We start from the raw sequence: 19,920 nt of genomic DNA on the forward strand, positions 1-19,920 counted from the left end.
GCCCATGGCGCTCAAGACCGACATCCGCGGGATGATCTGGCGGTACCCGGACTACTTCGTCGTGGGCCGCGAACAACTCCGCCAATTCGCGTTGGCCGTCAAGGACCGCCACCCGGCCCACTACGACGAGGACGCGGCCGCCGAACTCGGCCACGACGCGATCCTGGCGCCGCTGACCTTCGCGACGATCTTCGCCAAGCTGGTCCAGCTGGACTTCTTCCGCCACGTCGACATCGGCATGGAAAACCTGGTGATCGTCCAGGTCGACCAGCGGTTCGTGTTCTCCAGGCCGATCAAGGCCGGCGACAAGCTGTGGGCCCGGATGGACATCCACTCGGTCGACGAGCGGTTCGGCGCCGACATCGTCGTCACCAGGAACACCTGCACCGACGATCAGGGCCGGGTGGTCCTGCAGTCCTACACCACGCTGATGAGTCAGTACGCCGAGTCGGAGAACCTCAAATGGGACCCGGAGTCCGGCCAGGTCATGAGAACGGCGTAATTAGTATCTGGCTCGCGCGTCGATGTACACTCGGACCTCGGGGTTTTCCCAGCATTAGCGCGCTTTCCGGGATTCGAGCAACCGGGGGGCGCGCGTGTCATGTAAGCCCCGGTAGGTAAGCGCAGGTTGGCCTGCCAACCGCGAAGGGGCGTAGCTCAACTGGCAGAGCAGCGGTCTCCAAAACCGCAGGTTGCAGGTTCAAGTCCTGTCGCCCCTGCTGAACGCGACGTCTGGCGACGATGCGGGCCGCCCCGGCCCGAGGAGGAGCCGGACAATAGAAAGGCGTGCCATGGTGGACACTGGAATAGTGGCCGTTCACCACGGGACGGCCCGCGGGAGACCGGCAAACTTAAGGAGCATGCGGTGAGCGACGAAGGCGACGCTGCCAACGACGCCACAAGCGACGGCGCCGACAGGGAGGACGACCGCGCGAGCGGCGGCCGGACCGCTGTGGTGACGCGGCCGCAGCGCCCGACCGGCAAACGATCCCGGCAGCGGGTGGCCGACGCGGGCGAGGACGTCGACGTAGAGTCGGCGGACGAGGCCGAGGCCGCCAAGGAGGACAAGGGCGCCAAAGCCAAGAAGGCCAAGAAGGGCAAGAAGCCGAAGAAGCCCGGAGACCGTTCGGCCAACCCGTTCGTCTTCGTCTTCAACTACCTCAAGCAGGTGGTTGCGGAGATGCGGAAGGTCATCTGGCCGAACCGCAAGCAGATGATCACCTACACGTCGGTGGTGCTGGCGTTCCTGGCCTTCATGGTGGCGCTGGTCGGCCTCGCGGATTTCGGCCTCACCAAGCTCGTGCTGCTGGTGTTCGGCTGAGCGATGGATAGAGAGGACTGAAAACCGTGACTACCTTCGACGGTGACACGTCCGCGGGTGAAGCGGTCGACGTAGAAGAGCGCACCGAGGACGCCGAGACCACGGAAACCTCGGCGGCCGAAGCCCCCGAGGAGTCGACCGAAGAGGTCGACCCGGCGGCCGCGCTCAAGGCGGAGCTGCGCAGCAAGCCGGGTGACTGGTACGTGATCCACTCCTACGCGGGATACGAGAACAAGGTCAAAGCCAATCTCGAGACCCGCGTGCAAAACCTGGACGTCGGCGACTACATCTTCCAGGTCGAGGTGCCCACCGAAGAGGTCACCGAGATCAAGAACGGCCAGCGCAAGCAGGTCAACCGCAAGGTGCTGCCGGGCTACATCCTGGTGCGCATGGACCTGACCGACGACTCGTGGGCCGCGGTCCGCAACACCCCGGGCGTCACCGGGTTCGTCGGCGCGACGTCGCGGCCGTCGGCCCTGACGCTTGACGACGTGGTCAAGTTCCTGCTGCCGCGTGGCGCGGCCAAGAAGGCCGCCAAGGGCGCGGCCACCACCGCCGCCGCCGCCGAGGCCGGCGGGCTGGAGCGGCCGGCCGTCGAGGTCGACTACGAGGTCGGCGAGTCGGTGACGGTCATGGACGGGCCGTTCGCGACCTTGCCCGCGACCATCAGCGAGGTCAACGGCGAGCAGCAGAAGCTCAAGGTGCTGGTGTCGATCTTCGGCCGCGAGACGCCGGTGGAATTGACGTTCAGCCAAGTTTCGAAGATTTAGAACGTTAGCTAGGAAGGAACACCAACACCCATGGCCCCGAAGAAGAAAGTCGTTGGGCTGATCAAGCTGCAGATCGTGGCCGGGCAGGCCAACCCCGCCCCGCCGGTCGGACCCGCGCTCGGCCAGCACGGCGTCAACATCATGGAGTTCTGCAAGGCCTACAACGCTGCCACGGAGAACCAGCGCGGCCAGGTCATCCCGGTGGAGATCACGGTCTACGAGGACCGCAGCTTCACCTTCGCGCTCAAGACGCCGCCGGCCGCCAAGCTGCTGCTCAAGGCCGCGGGCGTGGGCAAGGGCTCGGCCGAGCCGCACAAGACCAAGGTCGCCAAGGTCACCTGGGACCAGGTTCGCGAGATCGCCGAGACCAAGAAGACCGACCTCAACGCCAACGACATCGACGCGGCCGCCAAGATCATCGCCGGCACCGCCCGGTCGATGGGGATCACCGTCGAATAGGGACGAACACAGCTAGACGTGGGAGGGCCAGCTTCGGCCCGACTAACCACAACCAACCACGAGATTGGATTGATCGAATGAGCAAGAACAGCAAGGCATACCGCGCCGCCGCCGAGAAGGTGGACCGCAACAACCTGTACAGCCCGCTGGAGGCGGCCAAGCTCGCCAAGGAGACCGCGTCGGCCAAGCAGGACGCGACGGTCGAGGTGGCGATCCGGCTCGGCGTCGACCCGCGCAAGGCGGACCAGATGGTCCGCGGCACGGTCAACCTGCCGCACGGCACCGGTAAGACCGCCCGGGTCGCGGTGTTCGCGGTCGGCGACAAGGCCGAGCAGGCGCAGGCCGCCGGGGCCGACATCGTCGGCAGCGACGACCTGATCGAGAAGATCCAGGGCGGCTTCCTGGACTTCGACGCCGCGATCGCGACGCCCGACCAGATGGCCAAGGTCGGGCGCATCGCCCGTGTCCTGGGCCCGCGCGGCCTGATGCCCAACCCCAAGACGGGTACCGTCACCCCGGACGTCGCGAAGGCGGTGGCCGACATCAAGGGCGGCAAGATCAACTTCCGCATCGACAAGCAGGCCAACCTGCACTTCGTCATCGGCAAGGCGTCCTTCGACGAGAAGGCCCTCGCGGAGAACTACGGCGCCGCCCTCGACGAGGTGCTGCGGCTCAAGCCGTCCGCCTCGAAGGGCCGTTACCTGAAGAAGATCACCGTGTCGACGACCACGGGCCCGGGCATCCCGGTGGACCCGTCGGTCACCCGGAACTTCGCCGAGGCCTGAGTCGCGGGGCGGCTACCCGCCGCACTCAGCGATGCGCCGCCGCAGGAACTCGCGGCTCGGCTCGGAACCGTTGACCGCCAACGCTTCTCGGTACCAGATGACGGCATCGGCTGGCCTGCCGGCGCGCCGCAGCAGGTCGGCGCGCACCGTCGCGACCAGGTTGGAGCGGCTTAACCGGGCGTCGTGCGCCACCTCATCCAGGGCGGCCAGGCCGGCGTCCGGGCCGTCGCGGAATCCGACCGCCAGGGCGCGGTTGGCGCGCACGACCGGCGAATCGGTCAGCCGCACCAACCGGTCGTAGGCCGCGCAGATGGTGGCCCAGTCCGTCTTCTCCCAGGAGGGCGCCGTCGCGTGCACCGCGGCGATCACCGCCTGCGGGAGGTAGGGGCCGGTCGATCCCTCGGCCAGGCGAAGCCGATCCAGGCCCCGGGCGATGCGGCCGCGGTCCCACCGGCGGCGGTCCTGCTCCTCGAGCGGCACCAGCATCCCGGTGTCGCCCACCCGCGTGGCTCGCCGCGAATCGTGCAGCAGCATCAGGGCGGCCAGCGCGTGGGCCTCGGGTTCCTGCGGCATCAGCGCGCACAACTCGCCAGCCAGCCGGATCCCCTCGTCGCACAGTTCGTCGCGGATCGCCGACGGGCCGGCCGTCGACCAATACCCCTCGGTGAACACCGAATACACGCAACCCAGCACGTGCGGGGTGCGCTCACCCAGCAGCTCGGCCGGCGGCACCCGCAGCGGGATGTTCGCGTGCCGAATCTTGCTCTTGGCGCGCGTGATCCGCTGGCCGATCGCCGCGTCGGTCTGCAACAGCGCGCGGGCGATCTCGGTGACGGTCAACCCCGACACCAGCCGCAGGGTTAGCGCCAGCTGCGACTGGCGGTCCAGGGCGGGGTGCGCGCAGGTGAACATCATCCGCAGTTCGTCGTCGCGCACCGGAGACGGGTCGGTGTGATCGGTGCGCGCCCGGATTTCGTCGATCACGGCCGCCAATTCCTTTCCGGGGCGGATGGTTTCGCGACGCAGGCGATCGCGCGCCCGGTTGCGGGCGACGGTCACCAGCCAGCCGCCGGGATTGTCCGGCGGACCGTCGCGGCCCCAGCTGCGAAGCGCCTCGGCGCAGGCTTCCTGGACGGCGTCCTCCGCGACGGTGAGGTCGCCGGACCACCGCGCGAGCGCGGCGACGGCGGGCCCCCATTCCCGACGAAAGACGCCGTCCAGGTCGGACACCGGCGTCGCTCAGAGCCCCGAGAGCCCAGCCAGCTGCCGCACCTGCACCGTCGAGGCGGGGATCATCGACGCCAGCTTGACGGCCTCTTCGCGGTCCGCGGCACTCAACAGGTAGATCCCGGTGGCGATTTCGGCGCCCTCCACGTAGGGACCGTCGGTGATCAAAACCTCGCCGTCGCGCACCCGCACGGTCGTCGCCGTGGACCGATCGTGCAACGCGGCGCCGCCGATGATGTGATCACCCGCGGCCGCGTGGAGATCGGCGTGCTTCGCCGCCACCGCCTCCCACTCCGGTGTGCCCGGGGTGTGCGCGGATTCGGCCGGCTCCAGAAGCAGCGCGAGCCAGTCGTTGCCGGTGAGCTCGCGGGACAGCTCGACCGAGTGCACCGTGGGCCACACCTCGACCGCGCCGAACGTGGCGAGCGGGACGTCGCGCGCCAACGCCAGCGCCTCGTCGAGGTTTTCGGCCTCGAACAGGTAGAAGCCGCAGGCCACCTCGGCCGATTCGGCGAAGGGTCCGTCGGTGACCACCGGCGCGTCCGGGCCCCCGGTGATGACCGCCGCGGCGGCGGCGGGCGCCAGGGCGTCCCCGGATTTGATCGCCGCGCCGGCCTTGGCGTGGAACTTCCCCCAGGCGGCCATCGCGTCCGGGCCTTCGGGCGCGCGATCTTGTTCCCTGCTGATCAACAAGGCGAAGTACTGCATGTCTCGTCACCTCCAGATAGCGAGCGAAGCCCCGTGCTCCACTCTCTACCTATCCGACGAACGACGCAGCCCTAATCCGACAGGGGCGGCGAAAATCAGCTGACGGCTCCCGGCTTCAGGTACGTCACCAGGCTGACGTCGAGCGCCTCGTCGGTGAAGTAGTGCTCGCACCCGCGCAGGTACTTGATGTAGCGGTTGTAGACCTCTTCGGAGGTCACCTCGATGGCCTTGTCCTTGTTCGCCTCGAGGTTGTCACCCCAGATGTGCAGCGTCTTGATGTAGTGCGGACGCAGCGAAAGCGGTTCGGGCACAACGAAGCCCGCCTTCTCGCCGTGGTCGACCATCATTTGGGTGGACGGCAGCCGGCCACCCGGGAAGATCTCGGTGATGATGAACTTGATGAACCGCGCCGTCTCGAAGGTCAGCTTCTTGCCGCGGGCGGCCAGTTCGTACGGGTGGAAGCTGACACTGCTCTGCACGGTCATCCGGCCGTCCTCGGGCATGATGTCGAACGTCCGCTTGAAGAAGTCGTCGTAGTTCTCGTGCCCGAAGTGCTCGAAGGCCTCGATCGACACGATGCGGTCGACGGGCTCGTTGAAGTCCTCCCAGTTCTGCAGCCGGACCTGGCGCGAACGGTCGCTGTCGATCGACGCCAACACCTGCTCGCAGCGGGCGTGCTGGTTCTTGGACAGCGTCAGACCGATGACGTTGACGTCGAACCGCTCGACGGCGCGCTTCATGGTGGTGCCCCAGCCGCAGCCGATGTCCAGCAGGGTCATGCCCGGCTTGAGGTCCAGCTGGTCCAGGTTCAGGTCGATCTTGGCGTATTGCGCCTCTTCCAGCGTCATGTCGTCGCGCGCGAAGTAGGCGCAGCTGTAGGTCCGCGTCGGGTCCTGGAACAGGGCGAAGAAGTCGTCGGAGACGTCGTAGTGCGCCTGGATGTCCTCGGGAGCCGTCCGAATCTTCGTCGGGCTAGCCGGTTGATCAGCCATTAGTCTTGTTCTCCTGGATGAAGTTCACTGCGTATTTCCCGCGCACTTGCCTCGGGTGTGACGTGCAACGATACCCAACCTTACTTTTGCAGCGTGAATTGGTTGCAGTCGATGTAGCCCGTACGGAAAGCCCTGGCACAGCCCGTCAGGTACCGCATGTAGCGCTCGTACACCTCCTCGGACTGGATCTCGACGGCCTCCTCCCTGCGCGCTCGCAGGGCCTCAGCCCACAGATCGAGGGTCCTGGCGAAGTCGGCCCGTAGCGACTGCACGCGGGTGACCCCGAAGCCGACCTTCGCCGCGTGCTGCTCGATGGTTTCGATCATCGGCAGGCGGCCGCCCGGGAAGATGTCGGTCACGATGAACCTGATGAACTTGGCGACCTCGATCGTCAGCGGCAGGCCGCGCTCGATGACCTGCTTTCCGTGCAACCCGGTGATCGAGTGCAGCAGCATCACGCCGTCGCCGGGCAGCGAGGTGTAGGCGAACTTGAAGAAGTCGTCGTAGCGGTGAAAGCCGAAGTGCTCCAACGCCTCGATGGTGACGATGCGGTCCACCGGTTCGCTGAACTCGGACCAGTCGCACAGCAGTACCCGCCGCGACCGGTGGGTGTCGATCCCGTCGAGCATCTGCTGGCAGAATGCGTGCTGGTTCCTGGACAGGGTCAACCCGACGACGTTGACGTCGTAGCGCTCCACGGCGCGTTTGAGCGCCGAACCCCAGCCGCAGCCGACGTCGAGCAGGGTCATCCCCGGCTGGAGCCCGAGCTTGTCCAGGGTCAGGTCGAGCTTGGCCAGCTGCGCTTCCTGAAGGGTCATGTCCGCGCGGGGGAAGTACGCGCAGCTATATGTCCGGGTCGGATCCTGGAAGAGCGCGAAGAATTCGTTCGAGAGGTCGTAGTGCGCCCGCACGTCGTCCGAGTTGGATCGCGCACGCGCAGCGCCGGCCGGGTTGTCAGACATCTGTCCTCCCCAGGGGACGGGCACCGATGGGGTGGCCGCCCACTCGGGGACGGTACTCGCCGGGGACCCGAAACGGCGCAGCGGCGCGCGCGTGCGCCGGAGTTTTTGCGCGCCGGCCGCTACTTGGTGAGCGTGTATTGGGCGACGTTCGAGATGCCCTTGCGGAACAGGTCCGCGCAGCCGGTCAGGTAGCGCATGAAGCGGTCGTAGACCTCGACGGACTGGATGGCGATGGCCTGTTCGCGGTTGGCCTCCAGATTGGCGGCCCAGGTGTCCAGCGTCCGGGCGTAATGCGGCTGCAGGTATTGGACCTGCTCGATCGAGAAGCCGCTGGCTTGCGCGAGGTCGACGATATCGGTCTCGCCGCACATCTGGCCGCCGGGGAAGATTTCCTTTCCCAGGAAATGGAAGAAACGCAGATCCGACATCGTGATTTGAATGCCGCGATCCTTCCACGACGACTGCGGATAGGTGAAGATGCTGTGCATCATCATCCGGCTGTTATCGGGCAGCGTCTTGTACGCCCAATCCCAGAAGGCGGGCCAGCGTTCCTTTTTGAAGGCGTCGAAGGCCTCGAAGCTCATGATCCGGTCGACCTGCTCGTCGAATTCTTCCCAGCCCTGCAGCCGGGCCTCGGCCCGCCGCGTCGTTCCGATCGCGGCCAGCCTCTCCTTGGTGCGGGCGTAATGGTTGCGGCTGAGCGTGATGCCGATGACGTTGACGTCGTACTTCTCGACCGCGCGGACCACGGCCCCGCCCCAGCCACAACCGACGTCGAGCACCGTCATTCCCGGCTCGAGCTTCAGCTTGTCCAGCCCCAGGTCGAGCTTGGCCAGCTGCGCCTCTTCCAGCGTCATGTCGTCGTTTTTGTAGTACGCGCAGGTGTACACCATGTTGGGGTCGAGAAACAGCGCGAAGAAGTCGTCTGAAATGTCGTAGGTTGCCTGCGACTCTTCGTAATACGGCTTCAGCTTGGCCATTGGTGGACCCACCTCCTTTGACAACCGTACAACCCGGCGACTCGGACTGAGATCGTAGGGGAAGCGTTTCGTTCGAGTGATTTTGGCTCAGCTCGCCTTGGCGAAGTTGCTCGTCAGCACGCCGATCACCTGATCCCACAACTGCTGTGGCAGATCATGTCCCATCCCGTCGAATAACACCAATCGAGCGCCGTCGATGGCCCTGGCCACCGCGCGGCCCCCGAAGGGGCGCATCAGCTTGTCGGCCCGGCCGTGGATCACCACGGTCGGTGCGGCGGTGCGCCGGTTGTAGTGCTTCAGGCTGCCGCTGCCCAGCACGGCGTCGAAGTGCCGGGCGACACCCCACGGGTAGTAGCTGCGTTCGTAGCTCTCGATGGCCTCGGCCCGCAGCTGCTCCTCGGGCGCCAGGTAGCGCTGGCTGCCGATGATCTTGCTGACCCGGATCGCGTTGTCGACGATCACGTCGCGTGGCGAGTCCGGCGCCGGGCCCTTGATCAGCGCGAGCAACTGGCGGGGGCCGGGCGGCGGCAGGCAGGCCGAATTGTTGCTGGAGAAGATGACGCCCAGGGTCTTGGTCCGCTCGCGGAATCGTGCGGCGAAGATCTGGGCGATCATGCCGCCCATCGACGCACCCACGATGTGTGCGTGCTCGATCCCCAGGTGATCCAGGACGGCCGCGGCGTCGTCGGCCATGTCCTCGAGCTTGTACGGCGCGTCGCTCGGCAGCCCCAGCCAGGAGCGGGCCAACCGCGTCACCAGCGGCTGGCCCGAACCGCGGTGCCGGGTCTTACTCGACAGGCCGACGTCGCGGTTGTCGTACCGGATCACGCGCAGCCCGTGGTCGACCAGCCGCTCGCAGAAGGCGGTTCGCCACAGCACCAGCTGGGCGCCCAGCCCCATGATCAGCAGCACGGGCGGGTGGTCGATGTCGCCCATGTCCTCGTAGTACAGCTTCACCTCGCCGTCCGAGGTGGCGTGCCCGGTGCGGACCTCCATCAGACCTCTTCTGACTGGTGCTCGCGGCTCACCTCGACCATGAAGTTCGCGAAGTAGCCGGTCAGCTGCGGGTCGGACATCATCTGCCACTTCGGCGCCAGCAGCTTCATGTATCGCTCGACGTAGAGGAACTGCTTGCCGATCAGCACCAGCTCGCGGGGCAGCTTCACGTCGTAGGCGTCGGCCAGGGCCGACAGCTGCCGCCCGATGTCGGCGTAGGACATGTCGCCCAGCGTCTGCATGGTCAGCGGGGTGGCGAAGCGCTCCAGGTCCTTGGCGGCCTGGGCCTCGGGCTTCATGGTGCCGACGGCGCCCATCAGCACCACGATCTTGCCCGCCGCGGCGTGGTCCTTCTTCACCAGCAGCGCGTAGACCAGCTCGCGCAGCAGCCAGCGGGTGCGGGGATCGATGCGGCCCATGATCCCGAAGTCGAAGAACACGATGCGGCCCTCGTCGTCGACGTAGAGGTTGCCCGCGTGCAGGTCCCCGTGGAACAGGCCGTGCCGCAGCCCGCCCTCGAAGAGCGAGAACAGCAGCGCCTTGACCAGCTCGGTCCCGTCGAACCCGGCCTTGCGGATGGCGGCGACGTCGTCGATGCGGATGCCGTGCACCCGCTCCATCGTCAGCACCCGCTCGGAGGTGAAGTCCCAGTGCACCTGCGGGACCCGGATGTTGCGGCCCAGCGGCGAGGCGTGCAGGTGCGAGACCCATGCGTCCATCGACTGCGCCTCGAGGCGGAAGTTCAGCTCCTCGGCCAGGTTGTCGGAGAAGTCGGCGACCACGTCCTGCGCGGAGAGCCGGCGGCCCAGCTTGGCCAGCTCGACGGCCTGGGCGAAGCGCTTGAGGATCTGCAGGTCGGCCGCGACGCGGCGGCGGATGCCCGGGCGCTGGATCTTGACGACGACCTCTTCCCCCGTGTGCAGCGTCGCGTAATGCACCTGGGCGATGGACGCCGACGCGAACGGCTCCTCCTCCCACTTGGCGAACAGCTCGGCGGGGTCGCCGCCGAGTTCCTCGACGAGCAGCTTGTGCACCTCCTCGGTGTCGGCGGGCGGCACCCGGTCGAGCAGGCCGCGGAACTCGCGGGACAGCGATTCGCCGAACGCCCCGGGGCTGGACGCGATGATCTGCCCGAATTTCACATACGTCGGGCCGAGGTCGGCGAAGGTCTGCGGGAGCTGCTTGATCACCTTCTGCTGCCACGGACCCTTGCCCGGCAGCTTGGTGATGACGCGCGCGGCGGTGCGGGTGACCTGCCAACCGGTGACGGCCACCCGGGCCGCTTCGATCGGCAGCGGCACCCGGTCAAGCCTGGCCACGTCTCGATGTTTGGTAGAGCTCATTCCAGCAGTCTGCCAAATCGGCGGTGTCGAGGCCCAATTCGCTGTGACGGCGCTCACCGGAAACTGCGGAGCGCCGAGCGTGCATTCATGGCGAAAAACCGGCCCGAATTTCGCCCTGAGTGCACGTTCGGTGCGGGCCCGCGATCAGGGTTTCGCCCAGGGTTGCACCCAGCCCTCGATCGCCCAGCCCTCCAGCGCCGCGATCAACTCGTACATGGTGGCGCCGTCGATGGATTCGCGGACGATGTCGGCGTGCCCGGCGTGCCGGGCCAGCTCGTTGATGACGTGCAGGATCACCCAGCGCACCGACCAGGCCTCCTGGTTCTTCGGGAACCAGGGGATGTCCTTCGGCACCGGCACCGCGGCGTCGAGGTCCGCGGTCTCCACCAACCGCAGCGATTCCGCGTTCTGTTCTTCGAAGGCCCGCAGCAACCCGTCCAGCGTCTCGTCCGGCCGCATCACGTGCTGGTCGGCGAACTCCTGCGCGATCTGCTCGAACGGTCGCGGGTCTTTCGGCGGCGCGCCCGGCGCGGCGGCGACGCGTCCCATCCAGCTGCGCTGCATCGCGGTGACGTGCTTGATAAGCCCGCCGATCGACAGCGCGCTGACCGAGGGGGTGGACCGGGCCTGTTCATCGGTGAGGCCGTAGCTGACCGAGAAGTAGGCGCTCTGGTGGAACGCCAGGTACTCGCGCAGGGCGCTGCGTTCGTCGGAGACCGGCGGGGCGAGGGCGGGCATTAGCCGATCGTAGATGGCCGGCAGGCCGTAAAGTGCGGGGATGCAGCTGGTTTCGGCCCACTCGACCGAGCTGTTCGTCGGGCCGCCGGACGCTCCGGTGCAGCTGGCGCGGGTGACCGTCTCCGCGGTGACCGAGCCGACGCCGATCCGCATCGACGGGGACGGCGTGAGCGGGGAGGCGGTGGCCGTTGCCGGCGACGAGGTCGTCGAGGTCCCGGTCCGGGTGGACCGCCCGGTCGTCGGGCAGCGGCGGGCGACGCGGGCACTGGCCGCCGGCGCCCGGCAGCCGTTCGAGTTCGTCGTGGCCGAGCCCGGCTGGACGATGTTCATGGTCAGTCACTTCCACTACGACCCGGTGTGGTGGAACACCCAGGGCGCGTACACCAGCGAGTGGGTCTCCGACCCGCCGGGCCGGCAGACCAACAGCTTCGAGCTGGTCCACGCGCACCTGGAGATGGCCCGCCGCGAGCCGGAGTACAAGTTCGTGCTGGCCGAGGTCGACTACCTCAAGCCGTATTGGGACACCCACCCCGAGGACCGCGCCGACCTGCGCCGCTTCCTGGCGCAGGGCCGCGTGGAGGTGATGGGCGGCACCTACAACGAACCCAACACGAACCTCACCGGCCCGGAGACCACCATCCGAAACCTGGTGCACGGCATGGGGTTTCAGCGTCACGTCCTGGGCGCGGACCCGGCCACGGCCTGGCAGCTCGACGTGTTCGGCCACGACCCGCAATTCCCCGGGATGGCCGCCGACGCGGGCCTGACGTCGAGCTCGTGGGCCCGGGGTCCGCACCACCAGTGGGGCCCGGGCGGTGACGTCGACCGCATGCAGTTCTGCAGCGAGTTCGAGTGGATCGCGCCGTCGGGCCGCGGACTGCTGACCCACTACATGCCCGCGCACTACGGGGCGGGCTGGGGGATGGACGAGTCGGCATCGCTGGCCGAAGCCGAGGACGCCACCTACGCGCTGTTCCGTCGGCTCAAGCGGGTCGCGCTGACGCGCAACGTGCTGCTGCCGGTCGGTACCGACTACACGCCGCCGAACAAGTGGGTCACCGCCATCCACCGCGACTGGGCGGCTCGCTACGCCTGGCCGCGCTTCGTGTGCGCGCTGCCGCGGGAGTTCTTCGCGGCCGTGCGCGCCGAGTTGGCCGAGCGCGGGCACGTCCCGTCGCCGCAGACCCGCGACATGAACCCGATCTACACCGGCAAGGACGTGTCCTACATCGACACCAAGCAAGCCAACCGGGCCGCGGAGAACGCCGTCCTGGAAGCCGAGCGGTTCGCCGTGTTCGCCGGGCTGACGGCCGGCGCCGAGTACCCGCAGGCCGCCCTGGCTAAGGCGTGGGTGCAGCTGGCGTACGGGGCGCATCACGACGCCATCACCGGGTCGGAGTCCGACCAGGTGTACCTCGACCTGCTGACCGGCTGGCGCGACGCGTGGGAGTTGGGCCGCGCGACCCGCGACGCCGCGCTGGCGCTGTTGTCCCGCGCGCTCGGCGGCGACGTCGTGGTGTGGAACCCGTTGTCGCGGCAGCGCACCGACATCGTCACCGCGCGGCTGGACACGCCACTCGGGGCCGGGGTGCGGGTGCTCGACACCGACGGCAGCGAGCTGCCCGCCCACGTCGGCGACGAGGGCCGGACGGTCAGCTGGCTGGCGCGCGACGTGCCGTCGCTGGGCTGGCGGGCCTACCGGCTCGTTCCCGGCGACGGCCCGGCCGGCTGGGAGGAGGTGCCCGGCGCGGCGATCGCCGGCGAGCGCTACCGCGTCGAGGTCGACCCGGCGCGTGGCGGGGGAGTGGTTTCCCTCAGCGACGGCGGCCGGGAGCTGATCGCCGACGGCCGGGTGGGCAACGAGCTGGCCGTCTACGAGGAATACCCGTCGCACCCGACGCAGGGCGAGGGCCCGTGGCACCTACTGCCGAAGGGGCCGGTGGTGTGTTCGTCGGAGTCGCCGGCCCGGGCGCGGGCCTTCCGCGGCCCGTTGGGGCAGCGGCTGGTCGTCACCGGCCGGATCGGCGCGCTGCTGCGCTACACGCAGACCATCACCCTGTGGCACGGCGTCGAGCGGGTGGACTGCCGCACCACCATCGACGAGTTCACCGGGGCCGACCGGCTGGTGCGGCTGCGCTGGCCCTGCCCGGTGCCCGGCGCCATGCCGGTCAGCGAGGTGGGCGACGCCGTCGTGGGGCGGGGCTTCGCCCTGTTGCATGACGGCGCCCGCTCGGTGGACACCGCGCAGCACCTCTGGACGCTGGACAACCCGGCCTACGGCTGGTTCGGCCTGTCGTCGGCGGCGCGCGTTCGGGTGGGCCCGCCGCACGGCCAGGCCGTGCGGGCGATCTCGGTGGCCGAGGTGGTGACGCCGGACGAGGCGGTGTCGGGACCGCTGGCGCGCGAGCTGATGGTCGCCCTGGTGCGCGCCGGGGTGACGGCCACCTGCAGCGGCGCGGACAAGTCCCGCTACGGCGACCTCGACGTCGATTCGAACCTGCCCGACGTGCGGATCGCGCTGGGCGGGCCGGCCCGCAACGCCTTCACCAAGACGGCGCTGGCGCAGGCCGATCCAGTGTACGCCGAGGAGCTCGACCGCCAGTTGGCGACGGCGGGCCGGGCCGCGGTCTGGGTGCCGGCCGCGGCGCCGTTGGCGAAGGTGTGGGTGCCCGGCGCCGACCTGCGCGCGCCGGCGGCGCTGCCGGTGCTGGTGATCGCCGGCCGCGACGAGCCGGGCCTGGCGGCCGCGATCGCGGCGGCGGCCGACGACCTCCGCGACGCCGAAATCGTCGTCATCCAGCGGGCACCGGCGGGCACCGACGAGTTCGACGACCGCACCGTCGCCCTGCTCAACCGCGGCGTCCCCAGCTTCGCCGTCGACTCCGAGGGCACGCTGCACACCGCGTTGATGCGCTCCTGCACCGGCTGGCCGTCGGGCACCTGGATCGACGAGCCACGCCGCACCGCCCCGGACGGCTCGAACTTCCAACTCCAGCACTGGACGCACGCCTTCGATTACGCGCTGGTCTGCGGCGACGGTGACTGGCGGCGTGCCGAAATCCCGAGCCGCAGCGCGCAGTTCGGCCACCCGCTGCTCGCCGTACCCGCGGGCGGGGCGGGCGGCGCGGCGCCCGCGGCCGGGTCACTGCTGCGCGTCGAACCCGCCGACCGGGTGCAGCTGGCCGCCCTGAAGGCGGCCGGCAACCCGCTCACGGCGGGCAGCGCTCGGCCGGTCGATCCGCGCGCGGTGGCGCTGCGCCTGGTGGAGACGACGGGCGAGCGGGCCGACGTGGTGATCGGCTCCGACGTCGGCGAACTCGCCGACATCCGCCCGGCCGACCTGCTCGAAACCGCGCGCGACGGCCGCCCGCTCGACCTGCACGGCTACCAGGTCGCCACCGTGCTGGCCCGTTTCGATACCCCGCGCGCGCCGGCGGCGTCGGTCGCGCTGGCCCCGCACGCGGAAACCGCCCAGCCGTTGTACGCGCGCTATTGGCTGCACAACCGGGGCCCCGCGCCGCTGGGTGGGCTGCCGGCCGTCGCGCATCTGCATCCCGTGCGGGCGCCCGCCGAGCCGGGCGGCGAGGTCGTGCTGCGGCTCACCGCGGTCAGCGACTGCAGCGATGCCACGCTGACCGGCACGGTCACCGTGGTCTGCCCGGAGGGCTGGTCGGCCAAGCCCGACGAACTCCCCCTCACGCTGCGCAGCGGCGACTTCCGGGAGGCCGACGTGGCGGTGTCGGTGCCCGCCCACGCCCGCCCGGGGCGCTACCCGGTCAGGGCCCAGCTCCGCATCGCCGGCGACGAGGCCCCGGCCGCGTGGCGACAGACGGTCGAGGACGTGTGCCTCGTCGAGGTCGGCGCGACCGACGAGGGGGAGCTGATCTACCTCGCCGAGGGGCCCGCCGACGTCGAGTTGGCAGCCGGGGACACGGCGACGCTGACCGTCACGGTCGGCAGCCGCGCCGGGGCGGACCTCGCGCTCGAGGCTCATCTGATCAGCCCGTGGGGAACCTGGGAGTGGCTGGGCCCCGCCGCGGCGGGCGCGGTCCTGCCCGCCCGCGGCAGCGCCCGCCTCCGTTTTTCGGTGACCCCGCCGCCCTGGCTGGAGCCGGGCCGGTGGTGGGCCCTGGTTCGGGTCGGCTGCGCCGGCCGGCTGGTCTACACCCCGGCGATCAGGGTGGCCGTGACATGAGCGAGGTCGCGACGGTCGCCGGTGTTGCGGTCCCGGTCGACGAGGTCGACGCCGCCGAAACGCGGCTGCGCGCCCGGCGGGGCGCGGCCGCACTGCCGGCCGTCGGCACCGCCGAGGGGCGTCAACTGCGGCGCTGGCTGACCCAGCTGATCGTGACCGAGCGGGTCGTCGCCGCCGAGTTCGAGGCCCGCGGCCTGTGCGGGCGGGGCGCCCCGAGCGAGGAGGAGCTGCTGCCCGACGCGACGGCCCGGATGGAGATCGGCAGCGTCGCGGCCGCCGTGCTGGCCGACCCCCGCGCGCGGGCGCTGTTCGCCGACGTCACCGCCGCCGTGCGGGTCCCCGACGAGGAGGTGGCCTCCTACCACGCCCGCAACCCGCTGCGGTTCGCCGCGCCCGGCCGCGATTCGCACGGCTGGCGGTCGCCGCCGGCCACGCCGCCGCTGGACGACGTGCGGTCGGCGATCGCCGGCCATCTGCTCGGCGCCGCGCGCCGCCGCGCCTTCCGGGTGTGGCTGGACGCGCGGCGGGTCGCGCTGGTGCGGCTCGCTCCCGGCTACGAGCATCCCGGCGACCCCCGCCAACCCGACAACACCCACCGGCACTGATCGCGATGCTCACCCTCTGCCTGGACATCGGCGGCACCAAGATCGCCGCCGGCCTCGCCGACCGCCACGGCGCGCTGGTGCACACCGTCGTCCGGCCCACGCCGGGCGGCGGCGCGGCCGAGGAGGTGTGGGCCGCTCTCGATGCGACGATCGCCGACGCGCTGCGCGCGGCCGGCGGTGCGGTCGCCGCGGTGGGCATCGGGTCGGCCGGCCCCATCGACCTGCGCGCCGGAACCGTCAGCCCCGTCAACATCAAAGGCTGGCAACGCTTCCCGCTGCGCGACCGCGTCGCGGCCGCGGTGCCGGGCGTGCCCGTGCGGCTCGGCGGCGACGGCCTGTGCATGGCGCTGGGCGAGCACTGGCGTGGCGCGGGCCGCGGCGCGGACTTCCTGCTGGGCATGGTGGTGTCCACCGGGGTGGGCGGCGGGCTGGTGCTCGGCGGCGTCCCGTACACCGGCCGCACCGGCAACGCCGGCCACGTCGGGCACGTGGTGGTGGAGGACGGCGGTCCGCCCTGCGTGTGCGGCGGGCGCGGCTGCGTCGAGGCGATCGCGTCCGGGCCGTCCATGGTGCGCTGGGCGCGGGCCAACGGGTGGTCCGCCCCGCCCTCGGCCGGCGCCCGCGACCTGGCCGCCGCGGCGGCGGCCGGGGATCCGTTGGCGGGCCGGGCATTCCGCCGGGGTGCCACCGCGCTCGCGGCGATGATCGCCTCGGTCGGCGCGGTCTGCGACCTGGATCTCGTCGTCATCGGGGGAGGCGTCGCCAACTCCGGTGGCCTGCTCTTCGACCCCCTGCGGGAGAAGCTGGCCGAGTACGCCCGGCTGGACTTCCTGGCCGGCCTGCGGGTGGCGCCCGCCGAACTCGGCGGCGAGGCGGGCCTGGTCGGCGCGGCCAGGCTGGCCGGCCTGCGCTGACCGCACGCGGCCGCCGTTTTGGCTGACGGGGGCGGGTCAGGCTATCCTGGTGCCCGATCCACCGAAGACCGTCGGTCACCGAGCAATCGGTTGAAGGTCCGGGAGCATCCCGGCGGCCCACGCAGGAGGACGAGGCAGCAGCGCCGGCCCGCGCCGGCGTGCGTTCACGCCCCGGCCGCATCCTGCGCCGGGGCGTTCGTCGTTCCACGGGTGATCACAGACGACACGTCGCATGGCTTTCACTTCAGGAGGTACGCATGGCCAGGGCTGACAAAGCCACCGCCGTTGCCGACATCGCCGAGCAGTTCAGGGAGGCGACCGCGACCCTGATCACCGAGTACCGCGGGTTGACCGTGGCGAACCTGGCCGAGCTGCGCCGGTCGCTCAGCGGCTCGGCCACCTACTCGGTGGCCAAGAACACGCTGATCAAGCGGGCGGCGTCCGAGGCGGGCGTCGAAGGCCTCGACGAGCTGTTCGCCGGGCCGACCGCGATCGCATTCGTCACCGGCGAGCCGGTCGACGCTGCCAAGGCCATCAAGACCTTCGCCAAGGACAACAAGGCGCTGGTCATCAAGGGCGGCTACATGGACGGTCGCGCGCTGACCGTCGCCGAGGTCGAGCGCATCGCCGACCTCGAGTCGCGCGAGGTGCTGCTGGCCAAGCTGGCCGGCGCCATGAAGGGCAACCTCGCCAAGGCGGCCGGCCTGTTCGCCGCCCCGACCTCGCAGATGGCCCGCCTGTTGGCCGCCCTGCAGGAAAAGAAGCCCGCCGAGCCGGAGCCCGCCGCTCCGGTCGCGGAAGCCCCGGCGGCGCCCGCAGAAGAAACCCCCGAGGCACCGGCCGAAACGGCCGAGGCACCGGCCGAAGCCGAATAAAAACCAACCCGCAAACCTGGGAACACAAGGAAGGACCCACACCATGGCGAAAATGTCCACCGACGACCTGCTCGACGCCTTCAAGGAAATGACCCTGTTGGAGCTCTCCGACTTCGTCAAGAAGTTCGAGGAGACCTTCGAGGTCACCGCGGCCGCCCCGGTCGCCGTCGCCGCGGCCGGCCCGGCCGCCGGTGGCGCCCCCGCCGAGGCCGCCGAGGAGCAGTCGGAGTTCGACGTCATCCTCGAGGCCGCCGGCGACAAGAAGATCGGCGTCATCAAGGTCGTTCGCGAGATCGTCTCCGGCCTGGGCCTCAAGGAGGCCAAGGACCTGGTCGACGGCGCACCCAAGCCGCTGCTGGAGAAGGTCGCCAAGGAGGCCGCCGACGAGGCCAAGACCAAGCTCGAGGCCGCCGGCGCCACCGTCACCGTCAAGTAGCTCCACGCCGAAACCCCCGGGACCGCCCTGCGGCTCCCGGGGGTTTCGTGGTCCTCAGCGCGTGGACTGCACCGACAGGGCGATCCGCTCGGCGGAATCACCCAGTGCTACAAGCAAATTGGTGAACATCGAGATGAGCACCGGCGCGACGGCCGCGCCGTCGTCGCCGTAGAAGCCGGCCAGCTCCAGCATCACGAAGCCGTGCACCTGGGACCAGAACTGGGCCGCGGTGGCGACGATCGTCGGGTCGTCGTCCGGGGCGCAGGCGGTGATGCGGCCGGCGAGTATCGATCGGCGGACCGCCCGGACGACGTGCACGAAGCCGGGCACGTCCTGCTCGATCTCGTCGACCGTCAGCGTCAACACGTTGCCCGCGGGGGCGTTGATGCCGTGCGCGCTGGTGCTGCCGAACATCAGCCGATACATGTGCGGGTGCCTGATGGCGTAGCGCCGGTAGGCCGCACCGATGACGAACAGGTCGGCGACCGGATCGTCGGTCGCGGGCACCGCCAGCGCGGCGTCGAACTGGCGCAAGCCCTCTTCGGCCACCTCGGCGATCAGGCCGCGCATCCCGCCGAAGTGGGTGTACACCGCCATCGTCGACCTTCCGGCCTCGCCGGCGACCTTGCGGGTCTGCAGCGCGTCCGGGCCGTGCTCGTGCAGCAGGCCGACCGCGGCGCGCAGCATCTCGTCGCGGACGCCGCGCTGCCCTTGAGTCAATTCCGAAGTCATCGTTGCCATCCTCCCATCCGCGGCGTAGCGTCGAAATAACAGCGTCATATCAATGTTATAGGAGCTCAGCGATGACTGTCGCGCACACCGCCGAAACCCGGAACCAGTACCTCGAGGGCCTGCTGGCGCCGGTGGGCGCCGAGGTGACCGCGACCGACCTGCCGGTCACCGGACGCATCCCCGAACACCTCGACGGCCGCTACCTGCGCAACGGTCCCAACCCCGCCGAGGAGGTCGACCCGGCCACCTACCACTGGTTCAGCGGCGACGGGATGGTGCACGGCGTCGCGCTGAGCGGGGGCAGTGCCCGCTGGTACCGCAACCGCTGGGTGCGCAGCCTGTCGGTGTGCGCGGCCCTGGGCGAGGCGACGCCGGGCCGGCTCGACCCGCGGGCGGGCATGCTCTCGCTCGGCGCCAACACCAATGTCTTGACCCACGCCGGGCGCACCCTGGCGCTGGTCGAGGGCGGGGTGGCCAACTACGAGCTGACCGACGAGCTGGACACGGTCGGCACCTGCGACTTCGACGGCACGCTGGCGGGCGGCTACACCGCCCATCCGCACCGCGACCCGCGCACCGGCGAATTGCACGCCGTCTCTTACTCGTTCGCCCGCGGACGCACCGTGCAGTATTCGGTGATCGACACCCGGGGCCGCGCCCGCCGCACGGTCGACATCGAGGTGTCCGGGTCGCCAATGATGCACGACTTCTCACTGACCGAGAAGTACGTCGTCATCTACGACCTGCCGGTGACCTTCGACCCGGTGCAGGCGCTGCCGCAGACCATGCCCCGCTGGCTCGGCCTGCCGGCCCGGCTGGCGATGCAGTCGCTGATCGGGCGCGTGCGAGTGCCGAGCCCGATCAACGCCCTGATGAACCGGA

Annotated in this window: 20 protein-coding genes and 1 tRNA gene; 12 read left to right on the plus strand and 9 right to left on the minus strand. The window is 69.9% G+C overall.

Going from position 1 to position 19,920, the window contains the following annotated elements:
* Positions 1-4: 4 nt before the first annotated feature.
* From hadC to rplA, 6 genes are all read left to right on the plus strand, one after another.
* A complete protein-coding gene (gene hadC / locus A5701_RS19415) occupies positions 5-502 on the plus strand; it encodes a (3R)-hydroxyacyl-ACP dehydratase subunit HadC (protein WP_067757422.1) in 498 nt (165 codons plus the stop codon).
* Positions 503-646: 144 nt separating this feature from the next.
* A tRNA-Trp gene (locus tag A5701_RS19420) sits at positions 647-719 on the plus strand.
* Between the two features lie 146 nt (positions 720-865).
* Positions 866-1,321, plus strand: coding sequence for a preprotein translocase subunit SecE (gene secE, locus A5701_RS19425; RefSeq protein ID WP_067757424.1), 456 nt, complete (start codon positions 866-868; stop codon positions 1,319-1,321).
* A gap of 26 nt (positions 1,322-1,347) precedes the next feature.
* Positions 1,348-2,091, plus strand: a complete 744-nt coding sequence (gene nusG, locus A5701_RS19430) for a transcription termination/antitermination protein NusG (RefSeq protein WP_067757427.1) — start codon at positions 1,348-1,350, stop codon at positions 2,089-2,091.
* Between the two features lie 30 nt (positions 2,092-2,121).
* The gene (rplK, locus tag A5701_RS19435; protein WP_066952006.1) at positions 2,122-2,550 is read left to right on the plus strand and encodes a 50S ribosomal protein L11; all 429 of its coding nucleotides are present in this window, start codon (positions 2,122-2,124) and stop codon (positions 2,548-2,550) included.
* 77 nt (positions 2,551-2,627) lie between these two features.
* On the plus strand, positions 2,628-3,335 hold the full coding sequence (rplA, locus tag A5701_RS19440; protein WP_007167783.1) for a 50S ribosomal protein L1: 708 nt from the start codon (positions 2,628-2,630) through the stop codon (positions 3,333-3,335).
* A gap of 12 nt (positions 3,336-3,347) precedes the next feature.
* On the opposite strand, the gene A5701_RS19445 is transcribed toward rplA, so the two are convergent.
* From A5701_RS19445 to A5701_RS19480, 8 genes are all read right to left on the minus strand, one after another.
* Entirely contained in the window at positions 3,348-4,565 is a 1,218-nt protein-coding gene (locus A5701_RS19445) for an RNA polymerase sigma factor (protein ID WP_067757430.1), read from the minus strand.
* A 9-nt stretch (positions 4,566-4,574) separates the two neighbouring features.
* Positions 4,575-5,270 (minus strand): YciI family protein, encoded by a 696-nt coding sequence (locus A5701_RS19450; protein ID WP_067757431.1) that lies wholly within the window; start codon positions 5,268-5,270, stop codon positions 4,575-4,577.
* Between the two features lie 95 nt (positions 5,271-5,365).
* Positions 5,366-6,262: a hydroxymycolate synthase MmaA4 gene (mmaA4, locus tag A5701_RS19455; RefSeq protein ID WP_067757433.1), complete on the minus strand. Its 897-nt coding sequence runs from the start codon at positions 6,260-6,262 to the stop codon at positions 5,366-5,368.
* 80 nt (positions 6,263-6,342) lie between these two features.
* A complete protein-coding gene (locus A5701_RS19460; protein WP_067757435.1) occupies positions 6,343-7,224 on the minus strand; it encodes a cyclopropane mycolic acid synthase family methyltransferase in 882 nt (293 codons plus the stop codon).
* Between the two features lie 119 nt (positions 7,225-7,343).
* On the minus strand, positions 7,344-8,204 hold the full coding sequence (locus A5701_RS19465; RefSeq protein ID WP_067757436.1) for a cyclopropane mycolic acid synthase family methyltransferase: 861 nt from the start codon (positions 8,202-8,204) through the stop codon (positions 7,344-7,346).
* Between the two features lie 87 nt (positions 8,205-8,291).
* Complete coding sequence (locus tag A5701_RS19470) at positions 8,292-9,200, minus strand: alpha/beta fold hydrolase (protein WP_067757439.1); 909 nt, start codon at positions 9,198-9,200, stop codon at positions 8,292-8,294.
* Positions 9,200-10,543, minus strand: coding sequence for an AarF/ABC1/UbiB kinase family protein (locus tag A5701_RS19475; protein WP_067757442.1), 1,344 nt, complete (start codon positions 10,541-10,543; stop codon positions 9,200-9,202). The genes A5701_RS19470 and A5701_RS19475 overlap by 1 nt, the downstream gene beginning before the upstream one ends.
* A gap of 144 nt (positions 10,544-10,687) precedes the next feature.
* Positions 10,688-11,281 (minus strand): DinB family protein, encoded by a 594-nt coding sequence (locus A5701_RS19480; RefSeq protein WP_067757446.1) that lies wholly within the window; start codon positions 11,279-11,281, stop codon positions 10,688-10,690.
* Between the two features lie 40 nt (positions 11,282-11,321).
* On the opposite strand from A5701_RS19480, the gene A5701_RS19485 reads away from it, so the two are divergent.
* The 5 genes from A5701_RS19485 (at position 11,322) to rplL (ending at position 18,306) form a co-directional block, all read left to right on the plus strand.
* Entirely contained in the window at positions 11,322-15,476 is a 4,155-nt protein-coding gene (locus A5701_RS19485; RefSeq protein ID WP_067757447.1) for an NEW3 domain-containing protein, read from the plus strand.
* A complete protein-coding gene (locus tag A5701_RS19490) occupies positions 15,473-16,081 on the plus strand; it encodes a malonyl CoA-ACP transacylase (protein ID WP_067757450.1) in 609 nt (202 codons plus the stop codon). Before A5701_RS19485 ends, A5701_RS19490 begins: the two co-directional genes overlap by 4 nt.
* Before the next feature lie 5 nt (positions 16,082-16,086).
* Positions 16,087-16,995 (plus strand): ROK family protein, encoded by a 909-nt coding sequence (locus A5701_RS19495; protein WP_067757455.1) that lies wholly within the window; start codon positions 16,087-16,089, stop codon positions 16,993-16,995.
* A gap of 257 nt (positions 16,996-17,252) precedes the next feature.
* The gene (rplJ, locus tag A5701_RS19500; protein WP_067757458.1) at positions 17,253-17,870 is read left to right on the plus strand and encodes a 50S ribosomal protein L10; all 618 of its coding nucleotides are present in this window, start codon (positions 17,253-17,255) and stop codon (positions 17,868-17,870) included.
* A 43-nt stretch (positions 17,871-17,913) separates the two neighbouring features.
* A complete protein-coding gene (rplL, locus tag A5701_RS19505) occupies positions 17,914-18,306 on the plus strand; it encodes a 50S ribosomal protein L7/L12 (protein WP_055401244.1) in 393 nt (130 codons plus the stop codon).
* A 54-nt stretch (positions 18,307-18,360) separates the two neighbouring features.
* Here the strand turns inward: rplL and A5701_RS19510 are convergent, their stop codons facing one another.
* Positions 18,361-19,047: a TetR/AcrR family transcriptional regulator gene (locus A5701_RS19510; RefSeq protein WP_369807434.1), complete on the minus strand. Its 687-nt coding sequence runs from the start codon at positions 19,045-19,047 to the stop codon at positions 18,361-18,363.
* 62 nt (positions 19,048-19,109) lie between these two features.
* Between A5701_RS19510 and A5701_RS19515 the strand changes: the two genes are divergently transcribed.
* Positions 19,110-19,920 (plus strand): carotenoid oxygenase family protein (locus A5701_RS19515; RefSeq protein ID WP_197505017.1); only part of this gene is annotated, 811 nt, incomplete at its 3' end.

The sequence above is a fragment of the Mycobacterium sp. E3305 genome (genome assembly GCF_001666785.1).
In the GTDB taxonomy this organism is placed as follows: Bacteria; Actinomycetota; Actinomycetes; order Mycobacteriales; family Mycobacteriaceae; genus Mycobacterium.

Coding starts and splice junctions, on each gene's coding strand:
- A5701_RS19465 (WP_067757436.1), bottom strand. CDS start 8,204: ATGGCCAAGCTGAAGCCGTATTACGAAGAGTCGCAGGCAACCTACGAC.
- A5701_RS19475 (WP_067757442.1), bottom strand. CDS start 10,543: ATGAGCTCTACCAAACATCGAGACGTGGCCAGGCTTGACCGGGTGCCG.
- A5701_RS19460 (WP_067757435.1), bottom strand. CDS start 7,224: ATGTCTGACAACCCGGCCGGCGCTGCGCGTGCGCGATCCAACTCGGAC.
- rplL (WP_055401244.1), top strand. CDS start 17,914: ATGGCGAAAATGTCCACCGACGACCTGCTCGACGCCTTCAAGGAAATG.
- A5701_RS19480 (WP_067757446.1), bottom strand. CDS start 11,281: ATGCCCGCCCTCGCCCCGCCGGTCTCCGACGAACGCAGCGCCCTGCGC.
- rplK (WP_066952006.1), top strand. CDS start 2,122: ATGGCCCCGAAGAAGAAAGTCGTTGGGCTGATCAAGCTGCAGATCGTG.
- mmaA4 (WP_067757433.1), bottom strand. CDS start 6,262: ATGGCTGATCAACCGGCTAGCCCGACGAAGATTCGGACGGCTCCCGAG.
- rplA (WP_007167783.1), top strand. CDS start 2,628: ATGAGCAAGAACAGCAAGGCATACCGCGCCGCCGCCGAGAAGGTGGAC.
- rplJ (WP_067757458.1), top strand. CDS start 17,253: ATGGCCAGGGCTGACAAAGCCACCGCCGTTGCCGACATCGCCGAGCAG.
- A5701_RS19510 (WP_369807434.1), bottom strand. CDS start 19,047: ATGGCAACGATGACTTCGGAATTGACTCAAGGGCAGCGCGGCGTCCGC.
- A5701_RS19495 (WP_067757455.1), top strand. CDS start 16,087: ATGCTCACCCTCTGCCTGGACATCGGCGGCACCAAGATCGCCGCCGGC.
- A5701_RS19470 (WP_067757439.1), bottom strand. CDS start 9,200: ATGGAGGTCCGCACCGGGCACGCCACCTCGGACGGCGAGGTGAAGCTG.
- A5701_RS19485 (WP_067757447.1), top strand. CDS start 11,322: ATGCAGCTGGTTTCGGCCCACTCGACCGAGCTGTTCGTCGGGCCGCCG.
- A5701_RS19490 (WP_067757450.1), top strand. CDS start 15,473: ATGAGCGAGGTCGCGACGGTCGCCGGTGTTGCGGTCCCGGTCGACGAG.
- hadC (WP_067757422.1), top strand. CDS start 5: ATGGCGCTCAAGACCGACATCCGCGGGATGATCTGGCGGTACCCGGAC.
- A5701_RS19450 (WP_067757431.1), bottom strand. CDS start 5,270: ATGCAGTACTTCGCCTTGTTGATCAGCAGGGAACAAGATCGCGCGCCC.